The sequence below is a fragment of the Flavivirga eckloniae genome, assembly GCF_002886045.1.
In the GTDB taxonomy this organism is placed as follows: Bacteria; Bacteroidota; Bacteroidia; order Flavobacteriales; family Flavobacteriaceae; genus Flavivirga; species Flavivirga eckloniae.
Genome location: NZ_CP025791.1, coordinates 96,287 through 115,478, shown reverse-complemented (window position 1 = coordinate 115,478; position 19,192 = coordinate 96,287). Strand labels below are relative to the sequence as shown.

The 19,192-nt window shown below is 33.1% G+C and carries 15 protein-coding genes; 14 read left to right on the top strand and 1 reads right to left on the bottom strand.

Going from position 1 to position 19,192, the window contains the following annotated elements:
* Window positions 1-373: 373 nt before the first annotated feature.
* The 12 genes from C1H87_RS00470 to C1H87_RS00415 are packed head-to-tail and all read left to right on the top strand — an operon-like array spanning window position 374 to window position 14,025.
* Window positions 374-1,372 (top strand): SDR family oxidoreductase, encoded by a 999-nt coding sequence (locus tag C1H87_RS00470; RefSeq protein ID WP_102753931.1) that lies wholly within the window; start codon window positions 374-376, stop codon window positions 1,370-1,372.
* Between the two features lie 20 nt (window positions 1,373-1,392).
* Window positions 1,393-2,673, top strand: coding sequence for a nucleotide sugar dehydrogenase (locus tag C1H87_RS00465; RefSeq protein WP_102753930.1), 1,281 nt, complete (start codon window positions 1,393-1,395; stop codon window positions 2,671-2,673).
* Window positions 2,674-2,707: 34 nt separating this feature from the next.
* On the top strand, window positions 2,708-4,237 hold the full coding sequence (locus tag C1H87_RS00460) for a lipopolysaccharide biosynthesis protein (protein ID WP_158655071.1): 1,530 nt from the start codon (window positions 2,708-2,710) through the stop codon (window positions 4,235-4,237).
* A 2-nt stretch (window positions 4,238-4,239) separates the two neighbouring features.
* The gene (locus C1H87_RS00455; protein WP_102753928.1) at window positions 4,240-5,526 is read left to right on the top strand and encodes a hypothetical protein; all 1,287 of its coding nucleotides are present in this window, start codon (window positions 4,240-4,242) and stop codon (window positions 5,524-5,526) included.
* Window positions 5,523-6,488 carry a polysaccharide pyruvyl transferase family protein gene (locus tag C1H87_RS00450; protein WP_102753927.1) on the top strand — a complete coding sequence of 322 codons (966 nt, stop codon included), beginning with the start codon at window positions 5,523-5,525 and terminating at the stop codon, window positions 6,486-6,488. The genes C1H87_RS00455 and C1H87_RS00450 overlap by 4 nt, the downstream gene beginning before the upstream one ends.
* A gap of 13 nt (window positions 6,489-6,501) precedes the next feature.
* A complete protein-coding gene (locus C1H87_RS00445) occupies window positions 6,502-7,599 on the top strand; it encodes a glycosyltransferase family 4 protein (RefSeq protein WP_102753926.1) in 1,098 nt (365 codons plus the stop codon).
* A gap of 1 nt (window position 7,600) precedes the next feature.
* Window positions 7,601-8,812 (top strand): glycosyltransferase, encoded by a 1,212-nt coding sequence (locus C1H87_RS00440; protein WP_102753925.1) that lies wholly within the window; start codon window positions 7,601-7,603, stop codon window positions 8,810-8,812.
* A gap of 13 nt (window positions 8,813-8,825) precedes the next feature.
* Window positions 8,826-9,923 (top strand): EpsG family protein, encoded by a 1,098-nt coding sequence (locus tag C1H87_RS00435; protein WP_102753924.1) that lies wholly within the window; start codon window positions 8,826-8,828, stop codon window positions 9,921-9,923.
* Window positions 9,923-10,903, top strand: coding sequence for a glycosyltransferase family 2 protein (locus tag C1H87_RS00430; protein ID WP_102753923.1), 981 nt, complete (start codon window positions 9,923-9,925; stop codon window positions 10,901-10,903). The genes C1H87_RS00435 and C1H87_RS00430 overlap by 1 nt, the downstream gene beginning before the upstream one ends.
* Before the next feature lie 20 nt (window positions 10,904-10,923).
* Window positions 10,924-12,051, top strand: a complete 1,128-nt coding sequence (locus C1H87_RS00425; RefSeq protein WP_102753922.1) for a glycosyltransferase family 4 protein — start codon at window positions 10,924-10,926, stop codon at window positions 12,049-12,051.
* Window positions 12,052-12,098: 47 nt separating this feature from the next.
* Entirely contained in the window at window positions 12,099-12,929 is an 831-nt protein-coding gene (locus C1H87_RS00420) for a hypothetical protein (RefSeq protein WP_102753921.1), read from the top strand.
* Window positions 12,907-14,025, top strand: coding sequence for a glycosyltransferase family 4 protein (locus C1H87_RS00415; protein ID WP_102753920.1), 1,119 nt, complete (start codon window positions 12,907-12,909; stop codon window positions 14,023-14,025). The genes C1H87_RS00420 and C1H87_RS00415 overlap by 23 nt, the downstream gene beginning before the upstream one ends.
* Window positions 14,026-14,474: 449 nt before the next feature.
* Here the strand turns inward: C1H87_RS00415 and C1H87_RS00410 are convergent, their stop codons facing one another.
* Window positions 14,475-16,250, bottom strand: coding sequence for a right-handed parallel beta-helix repeat-containing protein (locus C1H87_RS00410; RefSeq protein ID WP_158655070.1), 1,776 nt, complete (start codon window positions 16,248-16,250; stop codon window positions 14,475-14,477).
* 579 nt (window positions 16,251-16,829) lie between these two features.
* On the opposite strand from C1H87_RS00410, the gene C1H87_RS00405 reads away from it, so the two are divergent.
* Together C1H87_RS00405 and C1H87_RS00400 are read left to right on the top strand one after the other, a co-directional pair.
* Window positions 16,830-18,236, top strand: coding sequence for an MBOAT family O-acyltransferase (locus C1H87_RS00405; protein WP_233783275.1), 1,407 nt, complete (start codon window positions 16,830-16,832; stop codon window positions 18,234-18,236).
* 5 nt (window positions 18,237-18,241) lie between these two features.
* Window positions 18,242-19,189 (top strand): hypothetical protein, encoded by a 948-nt coding sequence (locus tag C1H87_RS00400; protein WP_102753917.1) that lies wholly within the window; start codon window positions 18,242-18,244, stop codon window positions 19,187-19,189.
* Window positions 19,190-19,192: the final 3 nt, after the last annotated feature.

Below are 19,192 nucleotides of genomic sequence, written 5' to 3'. Positions count from 1 at the left end.
TTAGTAATTGTTTTAAAGCAAAAAGTGTATAGTACTGTTATTTCGCTAAAACTGTAATTAAAATCGGTTAACTACATTTTTGTTTTTCATTAATAGTAAAACTACGCATATCATCGATTTTTATGGTTTGATTTCACTGTAAGTTTAAACTGAAAAATGGCCTTGCTCAACAAAAAACCACTTGTAATTGTAATACTGTATATTAAGGTGTGTTTTTAACTTTAAAAACTAACCAAAATCATTACTTAATCGGTTTTTTTAACACATTTTTGAATTTCATCGGGAAAAACTAAACCTTAGTATATTTAGTTAACCTTTTAAGTTTATTTTTTTAATATTTGTCGGGAATAAATTTTAAACCTCCAAATGCGAAATGGCCTATCAAAGATTAGACATATTAAAAGGTAAGCAAGTTCTTGTAACTGGAGGAGCAGGATTTATTGGTTCCAATTTATGTGAGTATTTACTAAGCCACGGTATTTCGGTTGTTTGCCTTGATAATTTTTCAACCGGAAAAAGAGAAAATATTGCACCTTTTATTAATGACGATAATTTTACATTAATAGAAGGAGATATAAGAAACATTGAAGATTGTAGAAAAAGCTGCAAAAACGTCGATTATGTTTTGCATCAAGCAGCATTAGGATCTGTCCCTAGGTCAATTAAAGATCCTATTACCACAAACGATGTTAATGTGTCCGGGTTTTTAAATATGCTTGTAGCAGCTAAGGAAGTTGGTGTTAAACGATTTATATACGCCGCCAGCTCTTCTACTTATGGAGACCATCAAGCATTGCCTAAGGTTGAAGACACTATTGGAAAGCCACTTTCCCCTTATGCTATTACAAAATATGTAAATGAATTATATGCAGATGTTTTTCATTCCGTATATAATTTAGACACTATAGGATTGAGGTATTTTAATGTGTTTGGAAGAAGACAAGACCCAGAAGGTGATTATGCCGCAGTGATACCTAAATTCGTGAAGCAGTTTATGAAACATGAATCCCCTATTATTAATGGAGATGGAAGTTACTCGAGGGATTTTACATATATAGACAATGTGGTTCAAATGAATATAAATGCATTAACCACAACAAATACCGAAGCATTAAACACCGTATATAATGTAGCCCATGGCGAAAGAACCACTTTACTGGAGTTAACTATATTATTAAAAGAATATTTGTCTGAATTTGATAGCGCAATAAAAGACATTGAAATAAAACACGGAGGCAATAGAATTGGAGATATCCCCCACTCTATGGCTTCTATAGACAAAGCAAAACAATTATTGAATTACAATCCTGAGTACAATATTAGTAAAGGCTTAAAAGAAGCTATAAAATGGTACTGGGAAAATTTAAAATAAGGGATATTTTAAAATAGAAAATGAAAGATATCAAAATTGCTATTATAGGGTTAGGTTATGTTGGCTTACCTTTGGCAAGACTTTTTGCAACTAAATATGCCGTTGTTGGCTTTGACATTAATCAAAAACGAATTAATGAATTAAAGCAAGGTAACGATTCTACTCTAGAAGTTGAACCGGACATTTTAAAACCTGTTTTAAAAAACAATTTAAATAACGATGCTGGGTTATTTTGTTCTTCAAACACCGAAGACATTAAAGACTGCAACTACTATATTGTTACAGTTCCTACCCCTATCGATAAGAACAATAAACCTGATTTAACACCACTATATAAGTCCAGTGAAACTGTAGCCAAGGTTTTAAAAGAAGGAGATATCGTTATATACGAATCAACAGTTTATCCCGGCGTTACAGAAGATGAGTGTGTACCAATTCTTGAAAGGATAAGCGGGCTTAAATTCAACCAAGATTTTTATGCGGGTTATTCACCAGAACGTATAAATCCGGGAGACAAATTACACACCGTAGACAAGATATTAAAAGTTACAGCAGGATCAACACCCGAAATAGGCAAAAAAGTTGATGCCTTATACGCCAGTATTATTACAGCTGGAACACATTTAGCACCAACCATTAAGGTTGCTGAAGCTGCAAAAGTTATCGAAAACTCACAACGCGATATAAACATTGCATTTGTAAATGAGCTTGCTAAAATTTTTAATTTACTAGACATCGATACACAATCGGTATTAGAAGCCGCAGGCACCAAATGGAACTTTTTATCATTTAAACCGGGGCTTGTAGGTGGGCACTGTATTGGTGTAGACCCTTACTATCTAGCTCAAAAAGCTCAAGAAGTAGGTTACCATCCGGAAATTATTTTAGCCGGTCGTCGTGTAAATGATAGTATGGGGCAATACGTAGCAGCAGAGGTTATTAAACTTATGGTGCAGAACGACATACGAATAAAAGAAGCTAAAGTTTTAGTATTAGGCATAACGTTTAAGGAAAATTGTCCGGATGTTAGAAATACCAAAGCCGTAGATGTTATCAATCAGCTAAAAAGCTATGGAACAGAAGTTACCATATACGACCCATGGGCTAATCCTGAGGAAGTAAAACATGAATACGATTTAACCACAGTAACTAAATTACCAAAAGACACATTTGAAGCTGTCGTTTTAACCGTAGCTCATAATGCCTTTTTAAAAGAAGATTTAAAATCATTACTATCCCCTAACGGAATTTTATACGACGTTAAAGGGGTACTTAATGAAAATGTGAATGGAAGATTATAAATTATAATCTGATAACCAGATAAAACCTAGAGTTTTGAGCCAACTAAAAAAAGGAGCATTATTAAATTACGTAACCATATTTTTAACCAATGTAATAGGGTTATTGATGACTCCATTCATATTGAATCATTTGGGAAAAAATGAATATGGCATATACCTAACCGTGGGGGCACTGGTAGGTACTATTTCCCTTTTAGATTTCGGACTAAACAATACCACCATACGGTTTGTAGCTAAATATAAAGCAGAAAAAGACAAAAAAGGACTTGAAAATTTTCTGGCTACAACAATGATTCTTTACTCGATTATTTCAACAATCGTAATCATTTTGGGAGCTATATTTTACAACTATATAGATTCTTATTTTACAAAAATGACTCCCGAAGAAATTGAAATCGCCCGAGTTATTTTTGTGTTGTTAATATTCAATTTAGCTATAGGACTACCAGGAGGTTCATTAACAGGAATGTGCTATGGCTACGAGGCATTTGTCTTTCCTAAGGCGCTTAATATTGTTAGATACCTTATGCGTTGTTTAACCATTGTTGCTGTTTTATCATTTGGAGGAAAAGCCATTGCCCTCGTTGTTATCGAAACCGTGTTCAATATTCTTATTATTTCAATAACGGCGTACTACGTATTTAAGAAACTTAAAATTAGAATAAAGCTACATGAGTTCTCGGTTAAATTTGTAAAGCATATTTTTAGTTACTCAACCTGGATCTTTGTATTCGCCTTGGTAGCACTTTTTCAATGGAAAGCAGGCCATTGGGTACTAGGACGTGTTTGTACCCCAGAAGTCTTAACCATTTACGGTATAGGTATTCTTTTAGGAACCTATTACGGCGCTTTTTCAACAGCCATATCCAGTGTTTTTCTGCCAAGAGCAACGCAAATGTCTGTTGGTAACGCAACGGGTGAAGAACTCACCTCCATGATGATTAAAATTGGAAGAATATCATTTATAATATTAATGTATATCCTAATTGCTTTTATCTTTTTAGGTAGACAATTTGTTAATCTATGGGTTGGTGGTGAATTAGGAGAAGAAGGCAGTTACGAATCCTGGATAATCGCATTAATGATTATGGTAGCCTATACCCTACCTTTAATTCAAGGGTTTGGTAATTCAATACTAGAAGCCAAAAACAAATTATCGTTCAAAGCTATTCTGTATTTATCCTTTATGATAATAGGAACAGCCACAGGCGCTTTTCTAGCAAAACCCTATGGGGCTATTGGTATGATGTCTGGTTCTATATCCGGATGGTTAATTGTTCAAAATGTCATGAATTTTTATTACCACAAAACTATAGGATTGAACATTATAAGATTTTTTAAAGAACTACTAAACAAAACCTGTTTAGCCTTACTAATAGTAGTTGGCTTAAGCTATTTTGTAAACTATATACCTGGAGACGGCTGGGTGAATTTTGTAATAAAAGGAACAACTTACACCGTAGCATACGGGCTTATAATTTACTTTTTAGGAATGATCGACTTTGAAAAAGAATTGTTTAAAAATTCCTTTAAATCCGTATTAAACAAAGTAAACAAAAAATAATCATGGAAGGCTTTATATTAAATAAGATAAGTTTTGAAGATGATGGCAAAAAAATATGCTATGACTATAGCGTTGCCAAATCATTTTCAAAATACTTCAACCTAAATAATCCATATTACTCTAAGTATCAAATTAACGTAAGCGATATCCCAGAAAGCATTGCAGTAATACCACTTTTGGCAAACTTAATGCCTATCGCATGGTTTGTTGGATTCGATGTACATATAAATGAAGTTGACGAAACGTTCTACAATGCTTTAATTAATTTAAAAGAAGAATTCACAAAATACCATCCCAACAAAAGCTTAAAAGGTGACCTAGTTGCAAAGTCCCTAATTAAGAATACAATTAGTGAAAACAAATCTGCCTTATTATTTAGCGGTGGTTTAGACTCATTCGAATCATATACCAGAAATTATGATTTAAACCCGTACCTAATTTCAATTCATGGTGCAGATATCGAAATTGGAGACACCAAGCGTTGGGAAGATTTTAAAAGATTTAATAAAGAAGAGCACATTGTTCCAAACGATATGCTTCAATATATAGAAACCAATGTAAGGGACTTTTACACTTATAAAATTGAGCTTTTGGTAGATATAGGATGGTGGGGTAAAATTCAGCATGGCATGGCTTTGTTGGGCGTTTTAGCGCCATTAAGCTATAAGTTGAATTTTGATAATATCCTCATAGGATCATCAAATACTAACGAAGTTGATTTTGGTTGGGGCTCTAGTCCGAATATAGACGAAAAAATGAAATGGGCCACCTGTAATGTTATCCACGATGGATACCATTTAAGACGTACCAACAAAGTTGAAAACGTGGTTTCCTATGTTAACACCAACAACACATCTATAAAATTACGAGTGTGTTATTCCGAACTACGAAATGGCGCCAACTGTAATAAATGTGCCAAATGCCAAAGAACCATTTTAGGTATTATCTTGGCTAACGATAACCCAGAAAAGTTCGGATTAGAAGTACCCGACAACTTCTACGATCGTATCTTTTCAAATTTCAACGAAAACACAACAATGAGCAAAGGGTTGGAGTACGAATGGTGGTGTTTACAGGAAAAAGTAAAAGAAAACAAGCCCTTCTTTGTTATTGAAGATGAGGGAAAAGAAAAAGAGCTTTTAAAGAAATTTGTTGCACTAGATTTAAAACAGATTATAAATAAAAACGAAGAAAAAGTAAATAAGCTAGCTATAAAGAAATTTATTATTCGTAATAAATTTTCAAAATTATATGAATTTTACAAAAGAATAAGATACAATAAGATATGAAACACGGACTACTAACATACAGAGAAAGTAAAGAAAAATATAACGTTGGCGATTATGTTCAAAGTTTAGCTGCAAGGCAATATTTACCTGCTGTTGACGAGTTTATGAACAGAGAGAAATTAGGGGAATACGCAAAAGGACCTACCAAGTTAATTATGAACGGGTGGTTTACCCATAACATTATGCACTGGGTACCTAGTGAAGACGTTATGCCTTTATTCGTGTCGTTTCACATGAATAATACTGCGGCACCATTCATGCTTAGCGAAAAAGGTATCGCCTACCTTAAAAAACACCAACCTATTGGGTGTAGAGATAAATATACTGTACAAATACTTCAAGAAAAGGGAATCGACGCCTATTTTACTGGGTGTTTAACGCTTACTTTAGACAACTATAAAGTTGACGACTCCGAGCGAGGTGACGATATTTATATTGTAGATCCTTTTTACAATTACCCCACTAAAGAAAAAGTATCCCTAAGTGCAAAACACTTGGTTAGAAGTACACTTAATGGTGATATCTTCAAATTAGGAAAAATAAACAATCAGCTTAAAAAAGTAGTAGATCAAGACTTACTTGAAAGCGCTAATTACGTAACTCAAATACTTCCTCCAGGTCAACAAACCGAAGAAGAAAAGTTTCTATATGCCGAAGAATGTTTGAAAAAATACGCCAAAGCAAAATTGGTTATCACATCAAGAATTCATTGTGCTTTACCATGTTTAGCCATGAATACGCCAGTAATCTTTTTAAACAGCTTCAATACGTTTGTAGACACTTGTAGATTTGATGGTATTTTAGAGCTGTTCAATAGAATTGACGTAAACGACGATGGTAGCTGGAGTGCTAATTTTGATTTAGAAGGTAAAATAAACAAAGATACCTCTGTTACCAATTTAGGATTACACCATAAGTTAGCTGAACCATTAAAAGAAAAGTGCAGAGCTTTTGTAAAATAAGATATATAAGCTTATGAAACTATTGTACATAACTAATCAAATTTGTGGAGCTGCTGGGCTGGAAAGAGTACTTTCCATTAAAGCCAGCTATCTAGCCGACGAGCTTGGTTACGAAGTGCATATATTAACACTCAACCAAAGGGACACACCGTTGTTTTATAATTTTAGTGATAAGTTAATTTATCATGACATTACTACGAACGGCAATGCTTTCAGCGCCTTTTCTCAATATTTAAAAGGCATTCGAAACATTGTAAAAAAGGTAAGTCCAGATGTTATTTCGGTGTGCGATGATGGTTTAAAAGGTTTTTTTGTACCACGTTTTATAAAAAAACCTTGCCCGATGATTTACGAAAGACACGTTTCTAAGCAAGTAGAAGTAACAACAGATAAAACTAGTTTTGTCGCATCAATCTTTCAAAAAGCTAAATATGCATTAATGCAATATACAGCTAAAAAGTATGATAATTTTGTGGTGCTTACAAACGGTAATTTAGATGAATGGGCGTTGAAAAACATGGTGGTAATATCGAACCCCCTGCCCTTTCTTCCTGATGAACCTTCAAAACTAAGCAACAAAACGGTTCTAGCCGTTGGAAGACAATCTTACCAAAAAGGATACGAGCGTTTATTGCAAAGTTGGAAACAAGTAGCAGAAAAACATCCCGATTGGACATTGAAGATCTTTGGGAAAATTGATGAAAGCTTACATCTGCAAGAAACAGCAAACGAACTAGGCATATCAGATAGTGTGAATTTCCATAAACCAGTAAAAAATATTCAGGACAAGTATAAAGAGGCATCAATATATGTGATGTCCTCTCGTTTTGAAGGTTTTGGCATGGTGCTTATCGAGGCCATGGCTTATGGATTACCCTGCGTATCGTTTGATTGTCCACATGGGCCATCAGATATAATTTCGCAACGTCAAGACGGACTATTAGTTGAGAACGGAGATGTTGAAGGTTTTGCTACATCAATTAACGAGCTTATAGAAAACCCTGAGCTTAGAAAGGACATGGGACAAAAAGCAGAAGTAAAAGCAAAAAACTATTTACCAGTTAAGATTATGGAGAAATGGGACAACCTGTTTAAAAGCTTAATACATTAAAATGAAAAACATTGTTTTAATAATGCCATATGGAAGTGTTGGAGGCATGGAGCGTTTAGCACTTACATTTTACAATCATTATCGATCTAAAGGATATAATGTTAAGGCCATTAAGTTAATTAAGCTAAAAACCGACATTATAAACTTTAACGATAACGACGAATATTTTTTAAGCGATAAGGATTTTTACGAACTAAACCCTTTAAAAAGAGTTTTATTCTATGTTTTAGCACCATTTAAAATTAGAAAAATCTTAAAAAAGGAAAATGCCACACACTCCATTGCGTTCGGAGATATGGCTAATATATTCAGTTCGCTAACATTTACCAAAGAAAACAAAATAAGCAGCATACATGCCCTTAAAAGCGTTGAGCTAAACGATAACAATAGTTTTAACAAACTAATCAGGTTTAGCTACAAAAAATTGTATGGAGCATTCAACAAAGTTGTTTGCATTAGTAACGATATTAAACGCGATTTAATTGAGAATTGTGGTTTTAAATTTCCTGAGAAAATAGAAGTCATTTACAATCCTCATAATGTAAACAGACTTGTAGAGCTATCCGAAGAATCTATAGACGATAAGGAAGAACTGGAATTGTTTTCAAAAAAGACAATTTTGTTTATTGGAAGGTTATCTGTCCAAAAATCACCCTGGCATTTAATTAAAGCCTTCCATTTATTACAACAAAAAAGTGTAGATGCCAATCTCATTTTTGTTGGAGACGGCAATATGGCAGTAACGAATTATGTTAAGGAGCTTGCCAATAAATATAATGTTATCAATAATATTCATTTTTTAGGAAGAAAAAGTAATCCCTATAAATATTTAAAACAAGCAAACGTTCTAGCATTGGCATCCCATTACGAGGGTACACCAAACGTTATTGTAGAATCGATAGCTGTTGGCACACCTGTAGTATCCTCATATTGTACCGATGGTATTATAGAATTAATGAGTTTACAGTCGCATGATGTTAAACATGATAACGTATTTGTTGAATCGGGAATAGTAACCCCCAACCTATACAAAGGCACTTTAGGAATTCCTAAAAAAGATGTTTCAATACCTGAAGAAGAAAAATTTGCAGACGCCCTTGAATATGCGCTCGAATCAACTAAATTGAAAGACAATTTGTTAAATGAGCGAGACAAACTGCTTAATAAATTTGATGTTGAAGTTGTTTCAGAGAAATATCTAAACATAAAATAACCATTAGTAAAGTATGCTAGAACTTATACCATTAGAATATTATTATAGGGTTTTTATTTACTCTGCCTTTGCTATAGCATTAGTTACCCTATTCCATACATTTCTATTGGATATAAACGAAAGGAAAAATATCGGCTATATCCGTTTTATGGGATATTTTATTCTGGTATCATTAACTTTATATATGGGCTTACGCCCAATAAGTGGTAAGTATTTTGTCGATATGATTACCTATGCACGGATATATAATAACTATGCTGCGGGCGGTGAAATAACGATACAGAACGACTTGTTCTTTCATCAATTCATGAAAATATGTTCGGCTGTTATTCCCGTTAATGGCTTTTTCCTGTTATGTGAGGTGATTTACATTGTACCGCTTTTTATAGCTTCAAAAAGATTCTTTGCAAAATACTGGTTTTATGCATTCTTCATGTTTGTGGTTTCATTTTCATTTTGGACTTATGGCGTTAATGGTATTAGAAATGGGATGGCAACATCATTATTCGTATTAGCTTTAGCCTATCACGATAGAAAATCAGTGCTTATACCTGTTGCAGCAATATCCTGCTTATTTCATCAAACCATGCTGTTACCTGTAGGTGCATACATATTAACGCTTTTTGTTAAAAACCCTAAATGGTACATGTACGGCTGGGTATTAGCCATACCGTTATCATTAGCATTAGGTAGCTTTTGGGAAAACCTATTCGCCCAATTAGGATTTGCCGACGACAGATTAAGCGGCTATTTAACTGGAGATAAACATCAGGATTTCGCAAATACTAGTTTTAGGTTCGATTTTCTTTTTTACAGTTCGTTCGCCGTAGTAAGTGGTGCTTATTTTGTTTTTAAGAAGAAATATCAAGACCCTATTTTCATTCAATTGTTCAATATCTACCTAACAGCTAATGCCTTTTGGATTTTAGTTATTAGAGCAAACTTTTCGAATAGATTCGCCTATCTATCCTGGTTTTTAATGCCACTGGTCATTATATATCCGTTTATATCCGAAAAGTTTTTCAAAAGACAGCATATCGTTATTGGAAAAGTGTTACTGTTTTATTTTATGTTCACGTATCTTATGTTCCTTTATTACAATTATTTATAATGATTAAATTAAGTATAGTCATACCAATGTACAATGTAGAGCAATACCTTGAAAAGTGTGTTGCTTCTACCTTTAACCAAGGTTTAAACGAAGATGAGTTTGAAATAATCATGGTTAATGATGAATCGCCAGACAACAGTTTATCCTTAGCAAACGAGATAGCAAACACACACACAAACATTAAGGTAATATCTCAAAAGAATAAAGGCTTAGGTGGTGCAAGAAATACAGGAATACAAAATGCTAATGGTAACTATTTGCTTTTTCTTGATGCAGACGACTACCTGTTACCCGATGCCTTTAAACCTCTTACAGACATTGCTATTCAAAATGAATTAGATGTCCTAGAATTTGGCTCCCAAGGTGTATTACCAGATGGGGAAATTGCATACGAAGTCTCAATGGATAGCGATGGCAAAGTTTACAATGGCGTAGATTATTGTAACAGATACAAATACATGAACTCGGCATGCAACAAGCTATATAAAAGAGAATTGCTAGTCGATAATTTATTTCTGGAAAAGATCTACATTGAAGATTTCGAATTTAACACCCGTGTATTTTATCAGGCCAATAAGGTTATGGGAGTTAAAAATATAGGAGCACATTATTTGCAATCGCCCGATTCCATTACACGAAATACGAGTGAAGCAAAAAAAGAAAAAATGCTTCAGGATTTAATAAAGGTTCTTAAAATCACTAAATCGTTAAGCGAAAAAGCTGAGCAAAATGACCAAACAGAAAAATACTTCGGGTTTCGATTAAGCTTTATCAATGTCACCATTTTTTACCAACTCGTAAAAAACAACAGACCTTACAAACAAATCATAGAAGTAAAAAACCGATTAAAAAGTGAAGATCTTTTACATGTGAGCCATTCGCTATCGGAGAAATCCAAAGATCTTTTTAGAAAAATCTTTTTACATAACTTTTGGTTATTTAAAGTTACACGACCTTTGCATAAGGTTATTTTTAAGTAGAAATACACATAACACCGATTATGAAAAAAAATATTTGTTTTATTGTATCATCGCCCTACTCGTTTTATTTTTTAAAAAACCATTTTGAAAAATTAACAGAGGATTACAATATCTATCTTGTCGCCAATATTGATGACAAAACCAGAGATGTTATGGATAACTTCGAATATAATAGCTATAAAAGTATATCCATTAACCGAAACATAAACGTTATAAAAGATATTAAAGCTATTTATGATTTATATAAATACTTTAAGCAAAATAAATTTCATTCTATACACTCGCTTACACCAAAAGCGGGTTTAACTACTGCTATTGCTGGAAAATTAGCTGGAATAAAAACACGAATCCATATTTTCACAGGACAAGTATGGGCTACAAAAACGGGTACCTTCAGATCTATTTTAAAAGTATTAGATAAGATTATTGTAAGTTTTTCAACGCATATTTTAGTTGACGGAAATTCTCAAAGAAATTTCCTGATTTCAGAAAAGGTTCTTAAAGCAAATCAAGGCCAAGTTTTAGGCACCGGCTCCATTAGTGGTGTAGATATAGAAAAATTCTCTCCCAACGCAGATGTAAGAGAACAAGTTAGAAAAAAACTCAACATATCGAAAGATACTGTTGTTTATCTATTTCTTGGTAGATTAACAGAAGATAAGGGTATTATTGAATTGGCAAAGGCGTATCAAAAGCTTCGTTCAGAAAATGAAAACGTTTATTTATTATTGGTTGGAAATGATGAAGGAGCTTTCGACGAGATAGATGAAATTATAAACAACAGAGAGCATTTTGACTTTGTAGGTACTACAGATACCCCCGAAATATTCTACCAGGCTAGCGATGTATTTTGCTTGCCAAGTTACAGAGAAGGTTTTGGGATGAGTGTTATTGAAGCTTCATCGTGCGGTATTCCAGTTATATGTAGTGATGCATATGGTTTAATGGACACTATAGTGGACAACAAAACTGGATTGAGGCATAAAGTGAAAGATGTAGACGATTTATACGATAAAATGAGCATCTTATCTAAAGATAGCGATCTACGACACACATTAGGAAAAAGCGGTATTACATATATAAAGGATAATTTTTCATCAAAAACCATCTCTAACGAATGGGTGCGCTTTTACAAAGAGCTAGTGTGAACTAGCTTAAAGAAATAAATTAGAGTTTAACCATTTTTCACACAGACATGATAATTGAATTCATTGCTGCCCCCGGATCTGGTAAAACCTACTTTTCTAACAAACTATACGCACACCTAGAAGAAGCAATTCGAGGCACAGGCGTCAAACTATTTAACCGGGCAGATATAAATGAAATAAAAAGAGAAAAATTATCAACCAATAGCAAGCACAAAACCAGATTTAAAATTTTATTCAGTTATATTAAGGTGATGGATTTTTATTTATTGCGGTCCATTATAAACCTATTCCTGTTTTCAAAATACTCTTTTAAAGTAAAAAGCAATCTTTCCTTGTATTTACTTGATATTTTTCAAAACTATAAAATTATAGATGGCATTGAAAAAGAACACAATAACAAATGTATCTTTATTTTAGATGAAGGTTTTTTACATGCTTCCTCTATCTGTATGGACGAATGCACTATAGAAAACCTCAAAAATTTCTTTAAAAAAATAAAAAACACAAAGTGGAAGAATAACAAGCAACTCTATGTATTTATAGATTGTAACACAACAGAACTTTACACCAGGTTAACCGAAAGAGATGAAGGATGGCCACCCAACTGGAAACATTTAAACCCTAAGGAAAAGCGTAAAGTGTTAAAAAAATCGTATTCGAGATTTAAAACCAAAAGAAACTTTATTTCTAAAAAGAAAAAGAAGAAAAAGTATTATTTAATTGATAATAGTGAATACTTTAGTAATGATGAATTATTCTTTGAAGAAATCCTTAAAAAGATTAATAAACTTGACAAAGAATTGATAGACAATTCAAAAACAAATATGATTCTTAGTCTGGTAATGAGTAAAATAAATGAAAATAGTAATATTACTTAGCAGAATAGATCAAACCGGTATGACTACCAATACGTTGGATTTGGTTGACGGATTGATAAAAGAAAAACACGACGTTTATTTAATAACAGGTGGCCCCAGTGAAGAAAACAACCCCAGATTAGACGAGATTTACAATGAATTTCATAGGTTAGGCACACATATAAGAACGTTTAAAACCCCAAAAGGCTCAGCACTATCAAGAGGCATAACTTCCCTCCTATCTATTTTAAGAGTTTTATATTACATATTAAAAATAAAGCCCAATGTAATACATTCGGAATCTCCGTACATGTCGTTTATTCCATGGTTAATAGGCAAGAAATTTGTATCTACCTTACATGTGAACGATTTTGTAAAATCCTTTAAATACAAAAACGCAACACACCTAATAGCTATAAGCAAAGAAACAAAACAATATGCTATTGACTTATTTGAATATAAAGAAGAAGATATAACTATAGTAAACCATGGCGTATCCAAATCATTTGCTAATTCAATGTCTGATGATGAAAAAGTAAAGTTTAAAAAAGACAATAACATTCCTCAAGATAAAATCCTTATAGGTTTTGTTGGCAGCATTGAAAAACGAAAAGGACACGATTTATTATTAAAGGCAGTAGAACACTTAGAAGATCATTTAAAAGAAAAGATACATGTGATTTTCCTAGGGTCTTCAAAAGATAATACTACACGCCCGTGGTTAGACAATTTAATTGAAACAAGCAATACAGGTCATATGGTGTCTTGTTTCGATTATCAAGACCCAAAACCATTTTATGATATTTTCGATATTTTCGTTCTACCTTCTCGATTAGAAGGGTTCGCCTTAGTGGTTATTGAAGCTATGATGAGCAGATGTTGTGCTATACGAAGCAATACCGAAGGTGCTTACGATCAAATCATTCACGGAGAAGATGGCTTTATATTCGAAAACAACGATTATGAAGAACTCTTAGCACTTCTAAGTACTACTATTGAAGATGAGGACTTACGATCAGCAGTTGCGAAAAAGGGACAGGAAAAAGCGCTTAAAAGGTTCTCCATTGAAGCCATGACTAAAGGTACTATTGAAGTATACAAAAAAGTTGCTGTTTAGTCCTGCTTAAAACGATTAAGACGTAATAAAACAACAGTCCGATAATCTATAATTATACAGACCTGTCAGGTTTTTAAAACCTGACAGGTCTAAGCTATACATAAAATAAACATTATAAGACAGACTGAAAGTCTTATTCATGATTATAACTAGCACAGATAAATAACAGTCAATTCTAGATCTAGGTCAGATTTCAGATAAGTTTTAACTCCCTTTATTAAATCATCAAGACGTAACAAGATAACAATACGATAATACAGACAGACCTGACAGGTCTAATCTACATATCTAATAAACGCTATAAGGCAGACTGAAAGTCTAATTCGTGATTATGACTAGCACAGAAAATAATCGCCAACTAATCGTGGTTTAAATTAAAAAGCCCAAGATTAAATAATCTTGGGCTTTTTTCTATTCTATGGATAAGAATAATAAAAGAACCTCTAAATCTAATTGTTATCCCTTAGAATAATACCGTTTGAGTTAGAAACCTTAGCGGGATTAGACGACATAAAGAAATTGTTATTTACTGTAACCGTATTGTTTTCTGTCCCTGCTTCAAGATTTACACTACTGAAATGAACTGCGTTTCCATTAACGTCAATTTCGTTTTCGTAAATATTTATATCATTTAAAGCTGCAAGTTGCGCATAAAAACCAGCACTATTACTTCTATCACTTTTAAACGTATTACCGTAAATATCTACATTACGTATATTATTACTATTAGTTACGAATATACCTCTTCTACAATCTTCTGTCTCATTATCAAAGATTTTCGTATCCTTAGAGTATAATGTAATAGCAGTATTATACCCTACAATGGTATTTCCAGAAATCTCACAATCATAAGTAGTCTCAGTATCCGCTTTTCCTGCTCCAATGGCACTTATATACTTATCTGTACCATCACCGGTAATTTTGTTATTCTTTATTTTTACACCTGTGGCGTAAGCATAACCTATACCATTTTCGGTTTCATTATCTTCAATAGTAACATCGTCACCAATAAATACCGTAAAAGCTGTAGTAACACTACCTCTTTCAATATTATTTCTAATGGTAATATTTTGAGCTAATTCATAATAAATAATGTTTCCATTATCATCTGTACTTCTGTAAGCTTCGATATCAATTCCCATCATTGGTAACGTTCCAACCGATTTACCTGTAGGAGCACCAGCATTTAATATTTCACAATGCTCAACAACAACATCATGCGCATTTACAATAGAAATATTATTACGTCTACTCTTATCTATAATACAGTTTTTAATTAAAATTTTATTTGAAGGGTTATAATCCGGGTTAAACGCAAACCCTATGGCTTTAACCAATATGCCATCACCAGTAGCATCTATCATATGTACCCCATCGACAACAACATCGTAAGCGGCTTCCAGATTGATTAACGAGCTATCGCCATGACCTGTTTCTCCTCCATGATCTATATATTGATGCTCATCTCTATCACCGTGCAAATGCCCACCTTTAATGGTTACATGAGATACATCGTACACACCTAATAAAGTATAATCTGTATACTTATTTGGCTGTACTCTCAAATGCGTATTATCAGTCATGATTAAATTAAAGTCAGATGGAATGAAAATATCTGCCATTCTGCTTTTTGGAGGGAAATTATCATCCTTACTCACTTTAAAGTAGGCATCCATTTCATCTATCCTAAAGGTATTAACCCCAAGCTCTTTAACCTTAATAAATATTTCACTCAAAATATTTCTGTTTTCCCAGGCAACATCATCAGAAACCTTTCCTTCAACAATTCCCCATCTTTTTGGGTCAAAATTAAAAGTCGGGTCTTTAACCTGTGGCTTGGTTCCTCCAATTATTAAAGTGGAATTCAACAAGTTTCCATCTATAGTATTACCCTCAGAAAAGTTAATGGTACCATTAATAATATCACCACCTTCATAATCTATGGTAACATTAGCTGGAAGGTCAACCGTTTTTCCTTCTAAGTCTAAAATACAGTTTATAACTATAGTTGAGTTGGGCTCAACATTATCTAAAGTAAAGTCACATGGTAACGTCGCATCAGGTTTCCCTGGTTCTTCCTCTTCCTCGGGTTCTTCATTGTTTCCGCCGGGAGTTTCTTCTTTAACTATTTCTTTTTCTTCTACAAATAATTCGTCTTTATTACATGATACAGTTGACATCAATATTATTAAAACGAGCAGCATAGTTTTTAAAATCCTTTTCATGGTTATCATAATTTGGGGAGTTAATAATTTGTTCAATACTAAATAATTTTTGCGAACCATCGTTTAAGTGATTTGTTTTTTCGACCAAATGCAATTTTTATTTTTTTTGTAGTCGATTAAATACAGATTTTAACGATTAAGTGCGCTTAGTTGCTATTAATTAATCCATATATACGTCCAAAAAACGATATTGGATTACTCCACTATTAAATTCAAACGCCAAAAGTAGAATGTTATGTTATATAATCTAAAAATTGTTAATAAGTTTTAATAACTTTAAGTATAACAACTTACTAACATTCAATTAATTACAGCACTAGTTTTAAAGAAAAAACTCACAATTTTACCGTTTATTAACATATTAATCTTTTTGGGTTAATATTCGACAATATGCAAATTAACCAGACTAACTAAAATAAAGAAAAATCCTTCAAAATACATTAATCCATTTTATCTTCATTTCAGCTTATTTTTAAACGATTTATACAAATTTCATTTATGTTTGCCCCAAACCCCCTCACCAAATAATAAGTATAAATGCTGTTCAATTCGTTTGAATTCCTTGTTTTCTTTCCAATAATGATTATTGGATATTACCTACTTAACCATAAACACAGATGGTTGTGGCTTTTACTTGGCAGTTATTATTTTTATATGGTTCACCAACCAGAACTAGCCATTCTTTTATTTATTTCTACTACCGTAGATTATTTTTGCGCCCTTAAAATGGCTCACGCAAGGCAATCGATGAAAAAGCTATACTTATGTATAAGCATACTTGTAAACATTGGCATACTATTTTCTTTTAAGTACCTATCCTTTTTTACATCGTCAATTCAAGATGTATTGGCTTTTTTCGGAATAGCTATTTCCGAAACACAGAATACGGGTGCTTACAGTTTCAATCAGATTTTAATACCTGTGGGCATAAGCTTTTACACATTTCAAACACTTGGTTACAGCATAGATGTTTATCGAGGACATATTAAACCAGAAAAACACTTTGGGTATTTTGCCTTGTATGTATCTTTCTTCCCTCAGTTGGTTGCTGGGCCTATAGAAAGAGCATCAAGACTTATTCCCCAATTAAAAACCTTGGCTACGGTTAATTTGGATAATATTAAAAAAGGACTCGTATTAATAGCATGGGGCTTTTTTTTAAAAGTTGTGGTAGCAGACAGATTAGGTGTTTATGTTGATGCTGCTTTCGAAGACCCAGAATTCAATCATGGGCTCCCTTTGTTTATTGGCTCCTTTTTCTTTGCGTATCAAATATATTATGATTTTTCAGCCTACACGGCTATCGCAATAGGTGCTGCTAAAGTAATGGGGATTGATTTGGTGCAAAATTTTAACAGACCTTACTTTTCAACATCCATATCAGATTTTTGGAAACGCTGGCACATATCATTAATGGACTGGCTTAAAGATTATATTTTCATACCATTAGGCGGATCGAGAGGATCCAAACTAAAAATTATTAGAAATGTACTTATCCTGTTCTTTGTTGTAGGATTATGGCATGGAGCTAATTGGACCTTTGTTATTTGGGGAATAATTAATGCCATACTGCTTATTATAGAGTTTAGTACCAACGGTATTAGAAAACGCATTTTTAAAGCCCTTAAACTCCCTCAAATTGCAATTAACATACTGGGGTGGTGCGCTATAGTAGTACTCCTTAGCATCCCTTTAATCTTTTTTAGGTCACCATCTGTAGCAGATGCCATACTGTATTTCAAGAACATGTTTAATATTACCGGCTTACATGTTAATATTTTAAACAATTATTTCGAGCTATTTTTATGCTTTGCCTTAATGATAGCCGTACAAACCATTCATTATTTTAAAGGAAACGATAAAATTTACGAATTGGTTATAAGTAAATCAACACCCATAAGGTGGAGTATATATATGTGTTATGTTTTAACGATAGTTCTATTCGCTATTAACCGTCAGAACACATTTATTTATTTTCAATTTTAACGATCATGAAAAGCTTTATTTTTAAGACAATCATTTTCAGCATAATACTAGCAGTAACTTATGCCTATTTTGTAAACAAGCTTTCGGAAGGTTATGTAGACCCATATTACAATAAGTTTTCGCAAGAAGCTGGCGGTCTTATTCTTGGTTTATCGCGTGCTAGCGAAGGGATTTCACCAGAAGTCATTGAAAATGAATTAAGCTCTGATAATTTCGAAAAGCCTATGGTTAATTTTGCCATGAACACAGTACAGTCATCTTACGGCGAAATATACCTAGAAGGCATTAAGAAAAAAATAAAACCAAATGCCAAGAAAGGTTTATTTATTGTTTCCATTTCCCCGGGAAGTTTCTCTGCCCCACTTGGTATGGACGACACCAATGTTTACAACATGGATAAAGAGGGTATTATTGGTAAAGTAGACAATTTAACGTCTCTACCAAACTACAGCTATATCATTAACACCTATTCGCAACCTTTATATAACACGCTGCACGATTTAAATAAATGGGAGCATTATATCCCACACCAGAACGGATGGAACGAAGTAACCGAAAATGGTAAGTTCCAGAAAATGAAAGAAAGCGATATTAAACACTGGAAATCGTTAACCATTAGATATTACAAAAGGAAAATAAAAAAAGAACAGCTCTCCAATTACCGTTTAAACCATTTTATAAACACCATTCAATATTTAAAAACCGCTGGCAATGTTTTTATTGTTCGCTTACCGGCAGATACCGATATTATAGCCTTGGAAAATAGTTTATGGAAAGACTTCGACAAACAAATCGATAGTATTTCTAAAAAGTATGGTGTAAAATTTTTAAATTATTCAACCTTAGGTGATAATTACAAAACTTACGATGGCTCCCATATGCTTTCAAAAAGCGCTAAGGAGTTCTCTAAGTTGTTAAGTAGGGATATTAAAACTAATTTAACAGAAAAATAACGG